The organism is Parabacteroides sp. AF14-59 (assembly GCF_003479515.1).
Classification (GTDB): domain Bacteria; phylum Bacteroidota; class Bacteroidia; order Bacteroidales; family Tannerellaceae; genus Parabacteroides; species Parabacteroides faecis.
Map to the genome: position 1 here is coordinate 41156 of NZ_QUHH01000008.1, position 20404 is coordinate 61559.

At 42.8% G+C, this 20404-nt stretch carries 10 protein-coding genes; all 10 read left to right on the forward strand.

What is annotated here, in order from left to right; all coding sequences use genetic code 11:
• Positions 1-12: 12 nt before the first annotated feature.
• The 10 genes from DWW23_RS10835 (at position 13) to DWW23_RS10880 (ending at position 20309) form a co-directional block, all read left to right on the forward strand.
• On the forward strand, positions 13-2292 hold the full coding sequence (locus tag DWW23_RS10835; protein ID WP_122353301.1) for a hypothetical protein: 2280 nt from the start codon (positions 13-15) through the stop codon (positions 2290-2292).
• A 316-nt stretch (positions 2293-2608) separates the two neighbouring features.
• Positions 2609-4345, forward strand: a complete 1737-nt coding sequence (locus DWW23_RS10840) for a discoidin domain-containing protein (RefSeq protein WP_122353302.1) — start codon at positions 2609-2611, stop codon at positions 4343-4345.
• A gap of 30 nt (positions 4346-4375) precedes the next feature.
• Positions 4376-6820 (forward strand): beta-galactosidase GalA, encoded by a 2445-nt coding sequence (gene galA / locus DWW23_RS10845; RefSeq protein WP_122353303.1) that lies wholly within the window; start codon positions 4376-4378, stop codon positions 6818-6820.
• 13 nt (positions 6821-6833) lie between these two features.
• Positions 6834-9050, forward strand: a complete 2217-nt coding sequence (locus tag DWW23_RS10850; protein ID WP_122353304.1) for a glycoside hydrolase family 3 C-terminal domain-containing protein — start codon at positions 6834-6836, stop codon at positions 9048-9050.
• A complete protein-coding gene (locus tag DWW23_RS10855; RefSeq protein WP_122353305.1) occupies positions 9037-10872 on the forward strand; it encodes a right-handed parallel beta-helix repeat-containing protein in 1836 nt (611 codons plus the stop codon). The genes DWW23_RS10850 and DWW23_RS10855 overlap by 14 nt, the downstream gene beginning before the upstream one ends.
• Positions 10869-13151 (forward strand): hypothetical protein, encoded by a 2283-nt coding sequence (locus DWW23_RS10860; protein WP_233564311.1) that lies wholly within the window; start codon positions 10869-10871, stop codon positions 13149-13151. The genes DWW23_RS10855 and DWW23_RS10860 overlap by 4 nt, the downstream gene beginning before the upstream one ends.
• 168 nt (positions 13152-13319) lie before the next feature.
• Positions 13320-13868, forward strand: coding sequence for an RNA polymerase sigma-70 factor (locus DWW23_RS10865; RefSeq protein ID WP_122353306.1), 549 nt, complete (start codon positions 13320-13322; stop codon positions 13866-13868).
• A 141-nt stretch (positions 13869-14009) separates the two neighbouring features.
• Positions 14010-15020 (forward strand): FecR family protein, encoded by a 1011-nt coding sequence (locus tag DWW23_RS10870; RefSeq protein WP_122353307.1) that lies wholly within the window; start codon positions 14010-14012, stop codon positions 15018-15020.
• 333 nt (positions 15021-15353) lie between these two features.
• Entirely contained in the window at positions 15354-18503 is a 3150-nt protein-coding gene (locus DWW23_RS10875; protein ID WP_229800985.1) for a TonB-dependent receptor, read from the forward strand.
• 18 nt (positions 18504-18521) lie between these two features.
• Positions 18522-20309, forward strand: a complete 1788-nt coding sequence (locus DWW23_RS10880; RefSeq protein ID WP_233564312.1) for a RagB/SusD family nutrient uptake outer membrane protein — start codon at positions 18522-18524, stop codon at positions 20307-20309.
• The last annotated feature ends 95 nt before the right edge of the window (positions 20310-20404 follow it).

A 20404-nucleotide genomic window follows, 5' to 3' on the forward strand; every position in this document is an offset into this window, starting at 1 on the left:
TAATAAACTCTTATGACAGAATATAAGAAGATCCTTTCATTGTGTGCCGCCTCTCTGCTTCTTTTCAGTTGCACGACCGGAAAGACCTGGGATTTCAATACCGACTATTTTAGTATCGGTGTGAATGATAAAGGGTATATAACGAGTATGAAGAATACGACCGTATCTCCTAACCGCGAGTTTAGTCCTGCCGATAAACCTTCTCCCTTGATGTCATTGTACGACAGTGAGAAGAAAGTATATTACACGCCCCGGAGTGCTTTTTTCAATGAAACGACCAATTGTTTCACGTTGGAATACCCGAATGGCTCTGTTGCGGAAGTGGCTTTGCAACCCTGCGGTAAATATTTCAAACTGACATTGAATAGCCTGGAGCCGAGAAATGGTATCGATGCGATCCAGTGGGGAACTTACTATACGAATATAACCAATCTGTTAGGTGAAATTATCGGTGTGGCCCGCGATACCAGCGATGTAGTGAATTACAGTATCGGTGTGCTGGCACTCGACGACAATACATTAGGCGGTACACCTGATATCGAAGGCGATGCCGCCCCTTTCCAGTATATCATTCATACGCCCGATAAAGAACGCTACCCATTACCGGACAGCCTGCATGAAGGCCAGGTGTTTACCCTGGGAGGGAATGGTATCAGCGATGTCGCTTTCTATGCCAATAAGGAACCTTATTACCGGATCATGTACGGAAATGCAGCTTTGGTGGATAGCCTCGGACGCATTTACCTCAATTATCAGTCGCGTGACCGGTCGAAACCGCGCCAGGTCTTTTATTCCCTGATCCCGAACATGCCGGCAAACATTCCGAACCATATCGATGTGGAGCCTATACCGGGTGTCGATTTTATCGGCTCTTCCGTAGCTTTGTGGGGGAGTCCGGACAGCACAGCACTATTGGATGTGATTCAAAATATTGTCCTCTCGGAGGGATTACCTTATCCGACCGTAAAAGGCAAATGGGTCAAGGATCCGGCAGCCTTTAGTCCGGATGTAATGACCAGCGGTAACCGCTATGATAGCATTATTTCGTATACCGCCCGGTTAGGTTTCCCTGCCATCCATGCCTACGACCAGGGATTTTTACGTCCCGACCGTGCGAACGCGGGATATCTGGACGGAAAGGACCAGGCAAAGAAACCTTTCCGTTTTAGTTCCGGTAATAAATCACATCGTGAATTTGCCGATCTGGCAGCGGAACAAGGGCTGATGTTGGGACGGGTCTGTATAACCAACTCGCTGGCACCCGGCACAATGGATGCCAGTCCTGTACCGAGCGACAGTTTATGTTACCAGCAGAAACGTACCCTGGTGAAGAGTATCACGGCGAAAGATACCGTGATAGTAGTGGACGATCCGAAATACCTGGAAGAGATTGCCAGTTGGGAAGGCCATTGCAAGGATTTGAATATAATAAAAATAGGAAAGGAGCTGATCCATTATCTGGGGGTATCCGAAACGGCCCCTTATACTTTGCAGAATGTAACCCGGGGATATTGGGGCACAAAGCCTGCTTCCCATGAGGCAAATGAAACGGTTTATAAGTTGCAGGTAACTATCAACTACGGTTATGACGGTTTGATCCCGGACCTGGCCCTTCAGGATAAGATCGCCGAGTATTATGCAGAGGTGGCAGCCTATAGCGGCCTGACACTTTATGACTTCGACGGACAGGAATTTCTTTTCAACAATGGACACGGTTATTATTCTGCCAAACGCTTCTTCCGTAAAATGTTTGAAAGGGCGAAAGAACTGGATGTACCTTATATCCGTTTCTCCGGCGCCACATTGTCGGAAGGCTCCTGGCATTACCAGAGCGTCTGGAATGTGGGTGGCGGACGTAACCTGTATGATATCGATACCCGCGAATGGGGAAGTGCGACCAGTCAGGGAAAAGACTTGCGTGACGTGACCTATTCGAATTATTATCCGGTTTCGTTCGGAGGTAATTTTGCTATAAAAGATACTTCTACTGTGGAGCAATATGAACATGTACAGGCCATCTCAGTCGGATACGGTGCAACCTATTTCCTGGCGATCAACCAGGAAGATGTGGAAAGCTGTCCGCAGAAGGAGAAGATATTCAAAGCTATCCGTACCTGGGAAGATGCCCGTAGGGCGAATGCTTTCCCCCGGCAGATAAAGAAACTTCTCAGGGATCCGTCCTACGACTGGAGACTGGAGGCCGGTGAAGACGGAAATAGTTGGACGTTGTACCGTCTTGCCAATGGCGATAAGGTAGAATCGTTTGTTTTACGAAGAGCGGAAGGGTATTGAAAATAACACAATAGTATTGAGTGGTATAGCACTATAGTGTGAAGGATGTTGGCATAGTAGTGCTATATACCTTGGCACTATAGTGCTACTTTTAATGATATAGGCATCCTGATGTCTTAAGGATATCTGTCTATCAGGTGTTTTCCGAGATACAGAAAGTGTATAGGCTTATTGTATGAAGGATGATTATGTATAGATATTGTTTGTTAGACAATAAATATCGTTGTTTTTGTTGCATATCTACTTGCTAATCTGTATATTTGTCTCCGTAAATACCTGAAAAACTCAATCTTTATATGTGATAAATACAAGAAGTATGAAAAAGTTATTGCTAACCTTACTGGCTGTACCCTTTTTGGTAAGTTGCCAGGATTCCCATCAGATCGAAGCAAAGATAGCCCAGTCTCCGAAAACGTTTTGTAATCCGGTCAATCTGAATTATCGGTTTATGAAAATAGATGGAGGTCAGGGGATTCGGGAAGCTGCCGATCCGGTCGTAGTCTCTTTCAAAGACAACTATTATTTATTTGCTTCCAAGTCGTCAGGCTACTGGTATTCCAATGACTTTACCGATTGGAAGCATGTTTTTATAACCGATTCAGTGCTGCCGATCGAGGACTATGCACCGGGACTTTTTATACATAATGATTATCTGTATTATGTCGGTTCCACTCACGGGAAAGGCATGTTGTACCGTTCATCCGCTCCGGAAAAAGGGGAATGGGAACCGGTGAAAGAGATCTGGTCTTTCTGGGATCCTGCTTTCTATGTGGAAGGGGATAATTTGTATATGTATTATGGTTGCTCACCTGTCGATCCGATCTATATGCAGGTGTTGGATCTGAATACCTTGGAAGCAAAAACAGAAGTAGTCGCTTGCTTTAACAGCAATAAAGAAAATTACGGCTGGGAGCGGACGGGCGAACTGAACGAACTTCCTCGTCGTCCTTATATCGAAGGAGCCTGGATGACGGCTCATCAGGGAAAGTATTATTTACAATATGCCGGTCCCGGAACCGAATGGAAATCGTATGCGGATGGTGTGTATGTCAGTACATCGCCTACCGGTCCGTTTACTTATATGGAAAACAGCCCGGTCTCTTATAAACCGACTGGGTTTATCGGTGGTGCCGGACATGGCTGTATGTTTATGGCTGGTAACGAAAACTATTGGAAGGCTGCGACCAATTCGATCTCTGTCCGCCATATGTTTGAGCGGAGAGTCTCTTTTTATCCTGCCGGATTCGATAAAGACGGCTATCTGCATACAAATACTTATTTGGGCGATTATCCGATGTATCTGCCCGGAGGGAAAGAACAAACAGCCGGAAACTATCAACCCGGTTGGATGCTGCTGTCTTATAAGAAGCCGGTGACTGTTTCTTCTTCGCTGGATGGGTATCCGGCAGGAAACACAGTCGATGAGGATGCCCGTACGGCTTGGGTTGCCGCCTCGAATAAAGAGAACGAATGGCTACAGGTCGACTTGCAGCAGCTGGCATCTATCCAGGCGATCCAGGTGAATTTCGACGAATACGGAGCCAGCCAGCGGGGCTTTGTCCCCGGCGTTTACCAAAGTTATCTGATCTATGCTTCGGCGAATGGCGAGGACTGGTATCCGGTAGTGGATTACAGTACTAAGAAAACAGATACGCCTCACGACTATATCGAATTTGAGGCTCCGTTCAAAGCCCGATATATCAAATTGCAAAATAAAGAATATACAGTATCCCAGAACCTGTCCGTCCGCGATTTGAGGATATTCGGTAACGGTCTGGGCAGTAAGCCGCGTGCGATCAATGATTTTACGGTGCAACGCGATCTTGCCGACCCGTGTAAAGTTCGTTTAAGTTGGAATGAAGTGCCGCATACCCAGGGATATATTGTCCGTTATGGCGTGGCGGAAGACAAACTTTATAACAATTTCCAGGTAATGGGAGAGACAACCCTGGAGATCGGAAGTCTTAATAAAGGTGTTACTTATTATTTTACCATAGATACTTATAATGAGAATGGCGTTACTCAAACGTCGCAGATAGAAGTTTGCCAATAATATATAGAATAGAAAACAAAAGATCGAAGAATGAAAAGATTGATTTTTACGGTGATGTTATTGCTCCCTGCCCTTTGGATGGGAGCTCAGTCACAACGGGAGAAAGTGTTGTTGAATCAGGATTGGCTCTTCGCCAAAGGGCATGCGGCTAATCCGGAAAAGGATTTTAATTATGGACAGGCACTGTCGTTTTCAAAGGTCGCATTTTTACAGGAGTCGACCTTATTGAATGCGGACCAGGAGTCGCGTTTATCTATTCCTCATACGCAGAAGTTCGATGACAGTAAATGGGAGAAGATATCTCTGCCGCATGATTGGGGAATGGCTTTGGATTACAGCAAAGAGCAGTTCAAGGTAAAAGGATACCGTAAACTGGGCGGGCGTTCACCTGAAAATAGTGTGGGCTGGTACCGGAAACGGTTCACTCCCGAATTGGTAAAGGGAGACCGTTATACATTGGAGTTCGAAGGTATATTCCGTGATGCCCAGGTGTGGATGAACGGTATTTATCTGGGACGCGGCGAAAGCGGTTATGTTCCTTTGGTATTTGATGTGACTGAATGTCTGAATTATGAACCGGATGCAGAAAATGTGATATCCGTGCGTGTAGATGCTACTCATTCTGAATTATGGTCGTACGAAGGTGCCGGTATCTACCGGAATGTATGGCTCCATCGCACCGCTCCGATCCATATCCCCCAGTGGGGAACTTTTGTGTCGAGCGATGTCAATCTCCGGACGAAGGAGGCACGCGTAAAGGCGCAGGTAGAAGTCTCCAATCAGAGTAGCAATGTGGCCAATGTCATTGTACAAAACTCCATAATCGACCATCAAGGTCGGGAAATAAACAAGTCGGGCGGCACACTCTCTATCAAACCATTGGAAACCGAACTGTTTGAGATAGAGATGAACGTATCGGAGGCCAATCTTTGGTCGCTGAAGACGCCGACTCTTTATACGATGCATACGGATATCCTGGTGGATGGAGCAGTCGTAGATAGTTATGATACTTCTTTCGGAATCCGTGATATCCGTTTTGATGCCAACGAAGGTTTCTTCCTCAATGGCGAACGTGTTCAGATCCAGGGCGTATGTTGCCATCAGGACCATGCCGGCGTAGGTATTGCTGTTCCGGACCAGCTGAATGCGTGGCGAATCGCCCGTCTGAAAGAATATGGAGTGAATGCATATCGTGCATCCCATAATCCTCCGACAACGGCTGTATTGAATGCCTGTGATACACTGGGTATGCTGGTTATGGATGAAATGCGTGTATTGAGTTCCAGCGATGAGGGATTGAATCAGATGAAGACCGTGATCCGTCGCGATCGTAACCATCCGTCCGTCATCATTTGGTGTTTGGGAAATGAAGAACCGGCGATACAAGGCTCGGAAAAAGGTCGTATGATCGTTGAGCGCATGAAAGCCGTTCAGCGTAAACTGGATCCTTCCCGTCCGTGCACGGCGGCGATGAACGGTAGTTGGGGGGAAGGCTTCACTTATGCCGTCGACGTACAGGGTTCGAACTATTATAAGATAGGTAATATCGACGCTGTACACGAGAAATTCCCGAACCTGCCCTGTATTTTCACAGAAGAAGCAAGTACGGTTATGACACGTGGCATCTATGAAACGAATGCCGCTAAAGGTTTCCATCAGGCTTACGACCGCGACCATCCGGGATGGGGTGCCCGTGCGCAGGAGTGGATGCGCTATGTGGATGCACGTAAATTTGTTGCCGGAGCCTTCGTCTGGACCGGATTCGATTATGGTGGCGAGTCGGTAGAACATTACTGGCCGGGCGTAGTGTCTCATTTCGGTATCTTAGACTATTGCGGCTTCCCGAAAGATGCTTTCTGGTATTATAAGGCTTGGTGGACGGAAGAACCGGTGTTGCATATTCTTCCTCATTGGAATGGAATCGGTACCGATTCGGTAAACGTACACCTGTATACCAATATGGATGAAGTCGAACTCTTCATGAATGGTAAGAGTTTGGGTAAAAAACAGGTTGGTAAATTTGATGTTCCCGAATGGCGTGTTAAATATGCTCCGGGTAAGTTGTTGGCAAAAGGAAAGAAGAACGGAAAGAAATATACAGAGTTGGTAGAAACTACCGGAAAGCCGGCTTCCTTGCAACTGGTCAGTGAAAATGGCTCTGCCATTCAGGGTGACGGCAATGACGTTGCTATCATCACCGTAAAAGTCTTGGATGCCAAAGGGCGTGTGGTTCCGACTGCCGAAAACGGAATTCATTTCGATGTCCGTAACGGTAAGATCCTGGGAGTGGGGAACGGCCATCCTTCCAGTCACGAACCGGATGTCTTCCCCGCAGGTAGCGATGTACACAGGAATGCTTTCGGTGGTTATGCCCAGGTGCTTGTTACCAGTGACCGTTCAGGACAACCTATTGAACTGACAGCCGTATCGGAAGGACTGAAAGAGAGTAAAATCATTGTCGAAGTAACAAAATAAAATAGATAATCTCATGAAAAACAAACTAAAAAGTATCGTTTTACTGGCTGTTCTCTCTCTGAACGGCCTGGTTGCACAAACGTATGATTATCCGTTCCGGAATCCTGACCTTCCGTTGGACGTACGTGTACAGGATATTATTTCCCGCCTTACGCTGGAAGAAAAAGTCCAGTTGATGAAACATGCCGCCCCGGCGGTTCCCCGTTTAGGTATACCTGCTTACAACTGGTGGAACGAAGCGCTGCACGGTGTGGCACGTACGAAGGAAAAGGTGACTGTTTTTCCGCAGGCGATCGGTATGGCTGCTACCTTTGACACGGAGGCTTTGCAACTTATGGGCGATATGACCTCTTCGGAAGGCCGCGCCCTCTTTAACGAAGATTTACGGGAAGGAAAGACCGGTAGTATTTACCGTGGGCTGACCTATTGGACTCCGAATATCAATATCTTCCGTGATCCCCGCTGGGGACGTGGACAGGAGTGTTATGGCGAAGACCCTTATCTGACAGGTAAGATGGGAACGGCCATTGTCCGTGGCTTGGAAGGTAGTGATTCTCATTATCTGAAAGCGGTAGCTTGTGCCAAGCACTATGCCGTACATAGCGGACCGGAAGGTAATCGGCACTATTTTGATGCACGTACCTCTTTGTATGATTTGTGGGATACGTATCTGCCGGCTTTCCGCGAGTTGGTGACGAAAGCGAAAGTACATGGTGTGATGTGTGCTTACAATCGGCTGGAAGGACAACCTTGCTGTGGTCACAATGAATTGTTACAGGATATTCTTCGTAACCAGTGGAAATTTGATGGCTATGTGACCTCCGACTGTTGGGCTGTAAAGGACTTTGCTCATCATCACAAAACGCATAGCAATGATGTAGATGCTGTAGCAGATGCAGTACTGAAAGGTACCGACCTGGAATGTGGCGATTTGTATCAGAAACTTCAGCAGGGCGTCCAGCAGGGTATTATTTCGGAAAAAGATATAAATGTCTCTTTAGCTCGTCTCTTCAAAATACAGTTCAAATTAGGTATGTATGACCCGGCTGACCGTGTTCCGTATGCTACGATCGGGCGTGAAGTGATCGAGTGCGATGCGCATAAGGCACATGCTTATAAGATGGCGCAGGAGTCGATGGTCTTATTGAAGAATAATAAGAATATACTTCCCCTGAATGCTTCTAAGATTAAAAGGATTGCTTTAATCGGTCCGAATATGGATAACGGTAGTACATTGTTGGCTAATTATTTTGGTGTGCCCAGCGAAATTATGACCCCGTACAAGAGTTTGAAGAAACGTTTTGGCAATACGATTCAGATCGATACGCTGACAGGTGTCGGTATTGTTCAGAAACTGGAAGGTGCCCCTTCTTTTGCCCAGGTAGCCGCACAGGCTAAGAAAGCAGACATCATTATCTTTGTCGGTGGTATCAGTGCCGATTATGAAGGCGAGGCCGGTGATGCCGGAGCGGCAGGTTACGGCGGTTTTGCCAGTGGTGACCGTACAACGATGAAATTACCACCTGTGCAGACAGAGTTGATGAAAGAACTGAAAAAGACAGGCCGCCCGTTGATTCTGGTCAATATGTCCGGTTCTGTTATGAGCTTCGATTGGGAAAGCCGTAATGCCGACGCTATCCTGCAAGCCTGGTATGGCGGACAAGCTGCGGGCGATGCCATTACCGATGTCCTTTTCGGTGATTATAACCCGGCAGGCCGTATGCCGCTGACTACTTATATGAATGACGAAGATCTTCCTGATTTCGAAGATTATTCGATGGCGAACCGTACCTACCGTTATTTCAAAGGCGATGTCCGTTATCCGTTCGGTTACGGTCTGAGTTATACGACATTTGCTTATCAACCGTTGTCGAATGCTTCTGTTGTGAAGACCGGTGAAAGTATCCAGGTAACAACGACAGTCACAAATACCGGTAAACGGGATGGCGATGAGGTTGTTCAGTTGTATGTCTCTCATCCTCAAAACAGAAATACCCGTGTCCCGTTGCGTGCCCTGAAAGGTTTCAAACGTATTCATCTGAATAAGGGCGAAAGCCAGACTGTCACTTTCACCCTTTCTCCGGAAGAGTTGGCTCTGGTCGACGATAAAGGAAATCTGGTTCAGAAAGAAGGCCCGGTGGAATTATATATCGGCGGAGGTCAACCTTATAAATCGGAAGGAAGTTTCGGCGAGTTGAAGATTGAAGGAGAACCTTATGTCGTATACTAAATATTTTTTATTATTGTGTTTTATTCTATTTGCCTGTTATGTAAAGGCAAATAGAATAGACACCGTTTATGTTTCGGATTTTGGTGTATTACCTAATACTTATGAGAATGTTGTAACAGGTTTACAGGAAGCGATAAGAGCTTGTAAACAGACAGGTGCAAAAGTCTTGTGTTTTCCGAAAGGGCGCTATGATATCTGGCCGGAGGGTGCTGTTCGTGCTGAATATTTTATATCTAATACATCCACAGAAGAAGAGTGTCCTTCAAAAATAAAGACAATAGGATTATTGTTTAAAGAGATGGAGGATCTTATTGTCGAAGGGAATGGCTCTTTGTTAATGTATCACGGGAAAATGATCACAATGGTACTGGACCATTGTAAAAATATACAGATCCGGAATATAAGTACAAACTTCCAGCGTCCGACTGCATCAGAGATTCGATATACCCGGGTTGCGACCGGAGAAACTGTCGTTACTTTACATCCGGATTCGTGGTATGAAATAGTGGACGGATATATAAATCTGTTTGGTGAAGGATGGAAGTCGAATCGTATTCATTGCAATGAATATGATGCGGAAAAGAAAACTTCCGTTTATACGAATGGTTGGAATGTCTTATCCAAATCAAAAGCAAAAGAACTGTCTCATGGGGTTGTAAGTTTTTCGACTCCTTCTGATTTTCATCCCAAAGAAGGGAATATATTAACTGTCCGCGATGTTATTCGTGACCAGGTCGGAATGTTTATACTGGAGAGTCGCGATATTGTTTTGCAGCATGTGAATATGCATTATATGCATGGTTTAGGTATTGTCAGTCAGTTTGTGAATAATATCACTATGGACCATGTCAATTGTGTTCCGCCGGAAGGTAGTGGCAGGATACTTGCGGCATCTGCCGATATGATGCATTTTTCCGGGTGTAGTGGAATGATAAACATTTCGGATTGCCGTTATGAAGGTGCTCATGATGATCCGATAAATATACATGGTACCAATCTGAGGATCATGGAAAAAATGGATGCTAATACGTTAAGACTTCGTTTTATGCATGGACAGAGTTATGGTTTCGTTGCTTTTCATGAAGGAGATGAAGTCGCTTTTATCAGAGCCAAACGTATGGAACGTTATCAGAGGGCGAAGGTGCAGGAGGTTCGACGGGTATCAGACAGAGAGGTTATAGTGCGTCTGGATAATCCTGTTCCGGCGGATATTGAGCTCGGATTGGATTGTGTTGAGAATATGACTTGTACGCCGGAGGTTGAGATCCGTAACAGTTACTTTACCCGTACTTGTACGCGTGGGCTGTTAATTACAACCCCTCGTAAAGCCATTATTGAAAATAACACTTTCGAGAAAACAGGTATGAGTGCGATCCTGATAGAGGGAGATGCTGAAGGCTGGTTCGAATCGGGTCCGGTCTGTGATATTTTGATTCGGAATAATACTTTTATAGATTGTGCTTATCAGGGTGGTCCGGGTAATGCTGTTATTGCATTGAATCCTTCGAATACACAAATAGATCCTGATCGGCCCGTTCATAAAAACGTACGTATAGAAGATAATGTATTTCAGGTGTTTGATTATCCGATTCTTTATGCCAAAAGTACGAAGGGACTGGCGTTTAAGAATAATACGGTTATCCGGACTAAAGATTTGCAACCGCGATCTTCTAATAAACATGCCTTCTTCCTGAACGGTTGCAGTCAGGTAGTTATCGAAGGAACGAACTGGGAGGGAGATATTCTGTCTTCGGGTTTACATCTGGTAAATATGAAAAAAAAACATGTGAGGTTTTCTAAAGATATAACACTGGACAAATGAGAAAAAATAGTAATTTGTTGATGGCATTAGGCTTGTCTGCATTGAGTGTTTTCTTATTCTCATGCAATGATCTTAGTGATAGTGAACAACAATCGGAGGCAATCATACGGAAACATACCATACGTTTTACCGAGCCTCCGAAACGGATCCCCAACCGTAATTCGGTAGATGCTCCTTTATTGGGGAATGGTTTTACCGGTGTTGCTTTAGCCGGTCCGCCTGAAGCACAAACCTTTTATGTGGCAAGAAATGATTTCTGGCGGTTGAAGTCGGCGTTAGATGAATCATATCCGTTGGTGTTAGGCAAAATTGAGTTGTCGATGCCGGCATTAAAAGGTGCCTCTTATCTGGTGGAGCAACAGTTGTACGATGCAACTACGACTGCCCGATTTACAAAAGGCGACCTGTCTGTATCTTATAAAACTTATATTTCAGCAGAAGAGGACTTATTGGTTCTTGAACTGGAAATGAATGGTGAAGACAGCGTGGAAGGGTACGTGAATCTATCCTTACCGGGCGAGAAAGAAACAATAAATAATCCACCGTTAGAACGTGTTTTTCCTGATGAACGGGAGGTCGGCGTTACAAAGGAAGGAGTCTTTTATTTGTGGAGAGCTTTCGAAGATTCTGTTGACATTCCGACGAAAGCGGCTATGGCTTTACGTATGGGGCAGTCTTCCGATGGTAGTTTTGTGTTGAAGCCAGGTAAACCGGTTCGTCTGGTCTGTGCTTTCTCTAGTAACTTTAAAAGTAATGACTGTGTTGCTGATGTCATTGAACGAGTTGAAGATTGTTCTTTTACCCATTTAAATGAGATTGAAAAGCATCATCAGGAATGGTGGAAAGATTATTGGCAGAAATCCTTTGTCAGTATACCGGATTCGGTAATAGAAAAGCAGTACTATCTGTCTCTCTATGGAATGGCCTCTTGTAGCCGTGATAAGGATTTTCCCCCTTCTATCTTCGGCACCTGGATTACCCGGGAACGTCCTAACTGGAACGGTGACTACCATTTGAATTATAATCATATGGCTCCCTATTACGGTTTGTATTCATCCAACCGTATCGAACAGGCCGATCCGTATTATATGCCGATGCTTGCCCAGATAGCCCGTGGTAATTATTATTCAGAAAAAGTAACAGGTATTTCCGATGGCATCTTATTACCGGTAGGAGCAGGGCCGTTAGGTATCGAAACGACCCGTCGTTCTCCCTTTATGGATACTTATTTTAAAGGTTGGATCGATGGAAAGCTGGTGGAGGATGAAGGTTTCTTCATGGGACAGAAGAGCAACTCCTCTTATGCGGTTGTCAATATGTCGATGCAGTTTTACCGGACTTGGGATAAAGAATATACCCGGAAAGTATATCCGTTCGTGAAGGGTGTTGCTGCTTTCTGGGAAAAATATCTGACTCTTGAAGGAGATCGCTATGTCATCTATAATGATGCCATCCACGAAGGCACGGTAGGAACAATGAACCCGATCCTGTCTTTGGGATTGGTTCGGATGGTCATGCAGACAGTATCGGATATGAGTTCTTTTTTAGGTGTCGATGAAGATAAAAGAGAGCAATGGGCATTTATCAAAGATCATATGTCCGATTATCCGCTACAGGAGCGGAACGGAAAAACAGTCTTTCGCTATACGGAGAAAGGTACGGATTGGTGGGGCGATAATACCTTGGGGATACAGCATATTTATCCGGCAGGGCAGATCGGCTTGAATTCAGACCCGCAACTGTTGCAGATTGCACATAATACAGTCGATGAAATGCGACGTTGGTCCGATTTCAACGGAACGAACAGCTTTTTCCCGGCGGCCGTACGGATAGGATATGATCCGGACAGCATCCTGGTTCATCTGAATGTTTATTCCCACCATACGTATCCGAACGGATTCCAGCTGGATAATCCGCATGGCATCGAAAATTGGAGCACTGTCCCCAATACGATCAATGAGATGCTTTGTATGGGACATCAGGATATTGTCCGTGTTTTTCCGGTCTGGCCGCGTGAGAAAGATGCTTCTTTCCATCAGATACGGGTAGAGGGTGCTTTTCTGGTATCCGCAGAATTGAAAAATAAAGAGGTTACTTCCCTTACCATAGTGAGTGAACAAGGACGACCGTTGACTTTATTGAATCCCTGGAAACAAAAGAAAGTCCGGATGGAAGTCCGGAAGTCCGGCCAGCTGCTGGATGAAAAAGAACTGGAAGACGATGTTTTTCATTTGGAAACTTTACCGGGTACAAGTTATTTATTTGTAGTAAGTGATTGATTAATATACTTTTCATGCTTGCAGGTGTACTGATTTGTTTTAATATCTGTTTTTAGCCAGTCCCTGCAAGCTTTATCTTTTTCGTTATTTCTTATTTATATGTTATTTATTTGCCTATTTTTGCGCGAAAAGGGATACGAGATGATTTAATGAAAAAGCTATACCACCATGATCATCAATGAAAGAACATTCAAAGATGTATATAATGACTATTTTGAAACTATATGCCGCTTCCTGAATTACTATACCCGTGATTATCAGGTGATAGAGGAAGTGGTGCAGGATGTTTTTGTCTGTTTGTGGGAGGACTATGAAGGACAAGAAATACAATATATCAAGACTTTTTTATATAACAGTGCCCGTAACCGGATGCTGAATTATTTACGTGATGAAGATAATCATACTGTTTTATTAGAGAAGTGGGCCCGTATTGAATTAGAGAAAAACGAATCGGTCGATTGTGTGGACCGTGAGTTATTTTATCAACTATTACAAGCAGCTGTCGGATCTTTACCTGAAAAGTGCCGGGAGATATTTATCCTGAGCCGTGAAGAACAATTAAGCTATAAAGAAATAGCTGATGTAAAGGAAATCTCCGTAAAGACTGTCGAGAATCAGATGGGTATTGCATTAAAAAAGATCCGTGAATACATAGCAGCTCATTCTGATGAATCGGTGATGATCATTTTACTTTCCCTTTTATCAAAGAATTACTGACATAAGTTTACTTGGTTTTTTGTGAAGTAACACTTCTTTTGGGTGGTTGGATGGCATATATTTCAATTTATTTATAAAATAATTTATAGGGCTTTGGGGGTTTTAGGGGGATTTATGTGTCAACTAACAAAGAACAAGAAAATGAACGAGCAACAAATACCATATGAACTACTGGCTAAATACTTATCCCGACAGTGTACATTGTCTGAGAGGGAGAAAGTAAATCATTGGCTGAATGAAGATTCCGAACATCGTCTTCTACTGAATAAATTGCAGCAGCAATGGGAAGGTGTACGGGTGAATGCCTCTTCGTATGTGATACCCGACAAAGTCGAAGTTTGGGGGAAGATACAGGATCGTATCCGTCATAAAGTAAAACAGGTCCCGTTGTATTCCCGCTCACTATTGATCCGCATCTCCGGTATTGCAGCTGCTATAGCTTTGATTCTTGGATTTTCTTTGTCTTTTTTATTTAATAGTCAAAAAGATTCCTGGCAGGCATCTCAGTTTGAAAATGTAATTATGGCTCCTTCTGGGCAGAAAACCCAACTTGTTCTTCCTGATGGTACACTTGTCTGGTTAAATTCCGGGTCGCGTTTGTCCTATAATTATCAATATAGTACGCATGACCGTATTGTCAATCTGGAAGGAGAAGCCTTCTTTGACGTTAAAAAAGATACTCAATATCCTTTTATAGTCAAGACGGGTACTGTGGATGTAAAAGTGCATGGTACGGCATTCAACGTCAGTGCTTATACAGATGAAGAGGCCATAAAGGTCGCTTTGCTTCGAGGGAAGGTTAGCTTGCTGTCGGCCGAAAATCAAAATTTGCTGACCTATTTGTCTCCTGATCAGGAAGCTATAGTTTCTAAAAAGAGTTTGTCTTGCCGGGTTGAATCTTGTGATGCGGAGATCGAAGCGAGCTGGCATCACAATCTTTTAAAGTTTGATGGTGATCCTGTAGAAGAAGTTTGGAAGAAACTGGGACGTTGGTATGGAGTAGATATTACGTTATCGAATGTAGACGTCTCAAAATCTTATTGGTTTACAATTAAGACGGAATCATTAACAGAATTATTAGAGATGATCAATAAAATTTCTCCAATAGAGTATAAACTAGACGGAAAGGAGGTGACGATCAGATATAAATAGGAAAGTCTTTTTAGACGTATTCTGCCTTATGCGTAAAAGGCACAGAGACCCCTAATCTCCATGCCTTTTGAAATATATATGCTTGTGCTTTTATTCTGCCTAAAATTAGACAGAATAACTAATTGATATATAAAGGCAAAGATATAATATATTTTATAATCTTAAAGCTATTACATAATGTTTAAATTAAGAAGGAAGTTAATTCCGCTTTTACTTACGTTATTTATATTTAATTCTACTTATGCCCAAAGTGAAAAAATTGATTTATCAGTAAAAAATGAATCGCTTCGGCAGTTAATTAAACAAATAGAAACAAAAACAGATTACACCTTTATGCTGGACCAGACAGTAGATCAGTCACAAAAGGTTTCTGTGGATGCTCGTCAGGAAAGTCTGGATGCTATTTTGAAAAAAGCTTTTGCGGGAAAACAAATCAGTTATGAAGTGGTTGGAAAACAGATTATTCTGAAAATATCACGTAACAGTCAAAGTAATCAATCGCGAAAAATTAGTGGAACAGTTAAAGATCAGAATGGAGAACCTGTTATCGGAGCGAATGTCTCTGTAAAAGGGACAACCGTTGGAACTATCACTGATATCGATGGTAATTTTATGTTAGAGGCTCCTACTGATGTTGTGATCCAGATTTCTTATATAGGATATGTTACTCAGGAAATTAGTTTAGGAAATAAAGATCGTTTGAATGTTCTGTTGAAAGAGGATTTACAAGCATTGGATGAAATCGTTATTATCGGTTACGGAACTGCTAAAAGAAAAGATTTTACAGGTTCTGTATCTTCTGTCAAGTTGGAAAATTCACCGATATCATTGGCGACAAATACAAATGCTTTGGAGTCTTTGAAAGGAAATGTGACCGGACTTGATATTGGTGCGACAAATTCAGCAGGAGGAACTCCTACTATGCAGATTCGCGGACAAAATTCCATATCCGGCTCAAACGATCCGCTGGTGGTAGTGGATGGTGTTATATTTATGGGAAGTATTAATGATATTAACCCCAATGATATAGCATCTTATGACGTATTGAAAGATGCTACTTCTGCTGCTGCATACGGTTCTCGTTCTGCTAATGGAGTAATTATTATTACAACTAAAAAAGGTAAGCAAGGTAAGCCGGTCATCCATTTTAATGCAAGAGGAAGCATGCAGTCATGGCATCTTAAACCAGAATTGATGAATGGTGAACAATGGCTTGATGCCACGGCCGCTGCGAACGGATATTCTGATTATAGTTTTTTGGTACCTCAGGAAGAAATAAACATGAATTCCGGAAAAGAAATAGATTGGTTGGATGAAATTTCACGAACTGGATGGACCCAGGATTATCAGGCGGCAGTATCCGGAGCCGGTGATAGGATGAACTACTATTTATCAGCTTCCTATACAGAGAGTGGAGGTGTAATAAAAGGTGATGATTATGAACGTGTCTCAATATTGGGAAAAATAGATACTGATATTACAAGTTGGTTGCAGATTGGTCTTGATGCAGCATATACCAGAACAGATTATTCCGGTATTGGAGCTAATATTTGGTCAGCTACGATCTTGTCTCCGTATGCTATGATGTACAGGCCGAATGGTATGCTTGAGGCTATTCCTGACGGTACGCGCGGTAGAGGCAATCCTTTGTGGGGGATCGATGACGAATCAAAGAAAGAAAATGTGGATCTTCGTGATAATCTTCGTGCGAATGCGTATGCAGTGGTCAAATGTCCGTGGATTTCCGGTTTAAGCTACCGTTTCAATTATGCAGGAAATCTTAATTACAGAAAGAACGGTGATTTTACTCATGAGTCATACAATGTTCCGGCCGGGTCGTATGATGATGACTCCCGCTATTCTGTTGCTACTCAAAATAGTTATTTAAGTAGTGCCGGAGGTAGCATTGCAAATGAAAGAACAACCAGTTATGTGATTGACAATATTTTGAATTATAACCAGACATTTGGAAAACATAATATTGATCTGACCGCAGTTGCAACTCGTGACTACCAGAAGTTTGAATCCCAGACTTTATCAGGTAGTGATTTTGCAGCGAACGGGAATACTGCTTTAGGTTTAAATGGTCTCCATTATGCGTCTACTCAAAAAATATCATTAAATAACTGGAAAAGAACGAATATAGGGTATTTTGGACGAGCTTCTTATTCGTTTGGTGACACTTACTACATGACAGCTTCTTATAGAAGAGACGGTTCGTCTGTTTTTGGTGCAAATAATAAATGGGGTAATTTCTGGGCCATAGGTACAGCCTGGCGTATGACCAATGAACCATTTGTAAAAAGTGTAGAATTTCTTGATGACATGAAGCTAAAACTGTCGTGGGGAAAAAACGGGAATCAGGGATTGACACAATATTCAACATTGTCGCAGGTAGTAACGGGTCATTCCGGAGGTATATATTATCCATTTGGTAATTCGGGAAAACCTTCATACGGTATTAACCAGAATACTATAGGTAATTCAAACTTAGGATGGGAAACGACTGAGGCATGGAATATGGGATTTGAATCAACCTGGCTGAATAGTCGTTTATTCGTCGATGTAGATGTGTATTTATCTAAAACATATGATCAGATTTTTTCTCGCTCGATTCCAGTAATGACTGGATTTGGTAGTATGTACTCTTCCATGGGTGAAGTAAAAAACAGGGGAGTAGAAGCTACTGTACGGACTGTCAATATTCAGAATAAGGAATTTAACTGGACTACAGGATTGACATTTTGGCTGAATCGTAATAAGCTGGTTCACTTGTATGGAGAAGACCTTGATGGCGACGGAAAGGAAGATGATGATATCGGAAATAGTCTGTTTATAGGTGAATCGATACATTCTATTTTTGGATATGAACAGGATGGAATTGTCCAGACAAATGATACTGAGTATATGGAAGCCAATGGTGTTTCTGCAGGAACTCCTAAGTATGTGGATAAAAATAATGATGGTGTGATCAATGAAAAAGACCGTTCTGTAATAGGAAATAAGGCACCGAATTTCAAACTGAATTTAAGTAATACATTACAGTATAAAAACTGGGAGTTGTATGTGATGATTGCCGGAGTGTTCGGAGGTAACGGTTATTATCAGGCAGGAAATACAAATGCTTATATAACCGGAGGGGATAGGCAGTGGTTTGCTTCGAATGGTTTGTATATACCTTATTGGACAGAGGCAAATCCGAGTAATAAATATCCGGCTGCAACTTTCACAGGAGATAGTTATTTTCTTGGTTTGCAAAACCGGGCTTATGTACGTTTACAGGATGTAACGCTTTCGTATACATTCAACCAGCCATGGGTGAAGAATATGGGTATTAATAATTTTAAGTTGTTTATTACCGGGAAAAACCTGGCTACAATTACCGGCTGGGATGGCGGTGATCCGGAAACCGGTAGTACAGCATTAAGTCAGACATATCCGATAATGACGAACGTTTCTTTTGGTTTGAATTTGAGTTTCTAAATTTTACTTTATAAAACAATGGAAAGAACATATATATATAAAACATTATTGTTGTTGATGACGATATTTGCAGTCGTTGGTTGTGATGATAGTAAATTTTTGGAAGAAGATCCCGAAACATTTTACACAATTGACAATGTATTTACTACTTCTGAGCAGGTAGATCAAGTGCTTGCCACTTGTTATATCAAAGTTCACAATATCTATTGTCCTTACAATAACTACGGAGAATTGAATTTGTGGTCATATGGAATGGGAAACGGTACTGATGTTCTTGATGTACCGACTATACGTTATTCTTATCGGTTTAACGATTACAGCATGATTAATTCGGAATATGGAGTATTTAAGGATACATATGCCGCGTTTTATTATCTGATTAATACGGCAAATACAGCCATTTATGCCGCAGATTTAGAGCATATAATGTGGAATTCGGAATCCGACAAAGCTTATATAATTGCTCAGGCCCGATTCTTCCGGGCTTTTGCTTACAGAAATTTGGGAGAACTATTTGGAGGAGTTCCGTTGGTTACAGAAATAACTTCTACTCCTAAATATGATTATAAACGTTCGACACGTATGGAGACCTATCAATATGCTATCGATGAAATGGAAGATATCATAAACGATTTGCCTGTTACAACAGCAGAGGCCGGACGTTTGGTAAGGGCGGCTGTTCAGCATAATCTTTGTCAGTTGTACATTGATAAGGGAGTTTTGCTGGAAGAGGAAGGTGGTGACGCTGCCAGTGCATATAATAAGGCTATTTCGTATGCCAATGATGTTATAGATTCAGGAACCTATAGTCTTATGACGGAACGTTTCGGTGCACGTAAGAACGAAGGACCGGAGTTTTATTATGCCACTTCAGTTACAGAACAAACAGCAGATCGGACTTATTCTTCAGCAGGCTATCCTATAGAAGGAAATGTGTATTGGGACCTTTTCCAGATTGGAAATCAAGATTATCAAAATGGAAATACGGAAGCTATCTGGTGTGCTCAATCTGACTATGAAGTATATAAATCAGACGGTAATCTGGCTTGTTTAGATTACCCGGCTATTTATGGACCGGTTTTCAGAGATCAGGGGGGAGCTCACATTGGTGGTCAGATGGAAGATGTCGGAGGTTTTGGTTGTAGCCAGGTTACTCCAACTCCTTATTCGCGTGATGGAGTTTATGAAGATAAATGGGCTGAAGATATGCGTAATTCAGAGGCTGTTTTACGTCGTGTTTTTTTAGGAAATATAAAAACATCTGAATATTATGGAAAGCAAATACCTTGGGATGTTCTTTACAAAAAAGATGCGAACGGTAAATATGACGATGGCGCTTATACCTTGATATATCCGATATCATGCAAAATAGGCCCTGACTTTTATACATTAGCAGCTGACGGTAGAGTATTGCGTAGTATTTTCCGCGATGATTATTTGATACGTTTACCTGAAACAATATTGTTACGTGCCGAGGCAAAATTGAGAGTAGGAGATAATTCGGGTGCAGCGTCTGATATAAATATGTTGCGTTCGCGGGCAAAATGCAGTTACCTGGTGACAGCCAGTGATGTCAGCATTGATTTAATTCTTGACGAAAGAACCCGCGAATTGATGTATGAAGAGAGTCGTTGGAATACCCTTCTTCGTATGGGAGGGACAGTCGCTGTCGATCGCATAAAAAAATATTCATATTGGAATTATCCCAGATTAACATTGACAAAATCATTCAATCTTTGGCCTATTCCTCAAACTGTTATTGATACGAATAAAGATGTGGTACTGGAACAAAATCCCGGTTGGTAATGATCTTGTCATAAATTAATGATAAGAATAAATTTATTGAGAGGCTTCCTGTGCAAAGACAGGGAAGCCTCTTTATATGATAATGTGTTTATGAT

What these genes read in the sequence shown, in the direction of transcription:
- DWW23_RS10835 (WP_122353301.1), top strand. Translation starts at nt 13, where the DNA reads ATGACAGAATATAAGAAGATCCTTTCATTGTGTGCCGCCTCTCTGCTT.
- DWW23_RS10840 (WP_122353302.1), top strand. Translation starts at nt 2,609, where the DNA reads ATGAAAAAGTTATTGCTAACCTTACTGGCTGTACCCTTTTTGGTAAGT.
- galA (WP_122353303.1), top strand. Translation starts at nt 4,376, where the DNA reads ATGAAAAGATTGATTTTTACGGTGATGTTATTGCTCCCTGCCCTTTGG.
- DWW23_RS10850 (WP_122353304.1), top strand. Translation starts at nt 6,834, where the DNA reads ATGAAAAACAAACTAAAAAGTATCGTTTTACTGGCTGTTCTCTCTCTG.
- DWW23_RS10855 (WP_122353305.1), top strand. Translation starts at nt 9,037, where the DNA reads ATGTCGTATACTAAATATTTTTTATTATTGTGTTTTATTCTATTTGCC.
- DWW23_RS10860 (WP_233564311.1), top strand. Translation starts at nt 10,869, where the DNA reads ATGAGAAAAAATAGTAATTTGTTGATGGCATTAGGCTTGTCTGCATTG.
- DWW23_RS10865 (WP_122353306.1), top strand. Translation starts at nt 13,320, where the DNA reads ATGATCATCAATGAAAGAACATTCAAAGATGTATATAATGACTATTTT.
- DWW23_RS10870 (WP_122353307.1), top strand. Translation starts at nt 14,010, where the DNA reads ATGAACGAGCAACAAATACCATATGAACTACTGGCTAAATACTTATCC.
- DWW23_RS10875 (WP_229800985.1), top strand. Translation starts at nt 15,354, where the DNA reads ATGCTGGACCAGACAGTAGATCAGTCACAAAAGGTTTCTGTGGATGCT.
- DWW23_RS10880 (WP_233564312.1), top strand. Translation starts at nt 18,522, where the DNA reads ATGGAAAGAACATATATATATAAAACATTATTGTTGTTGATGACGATA.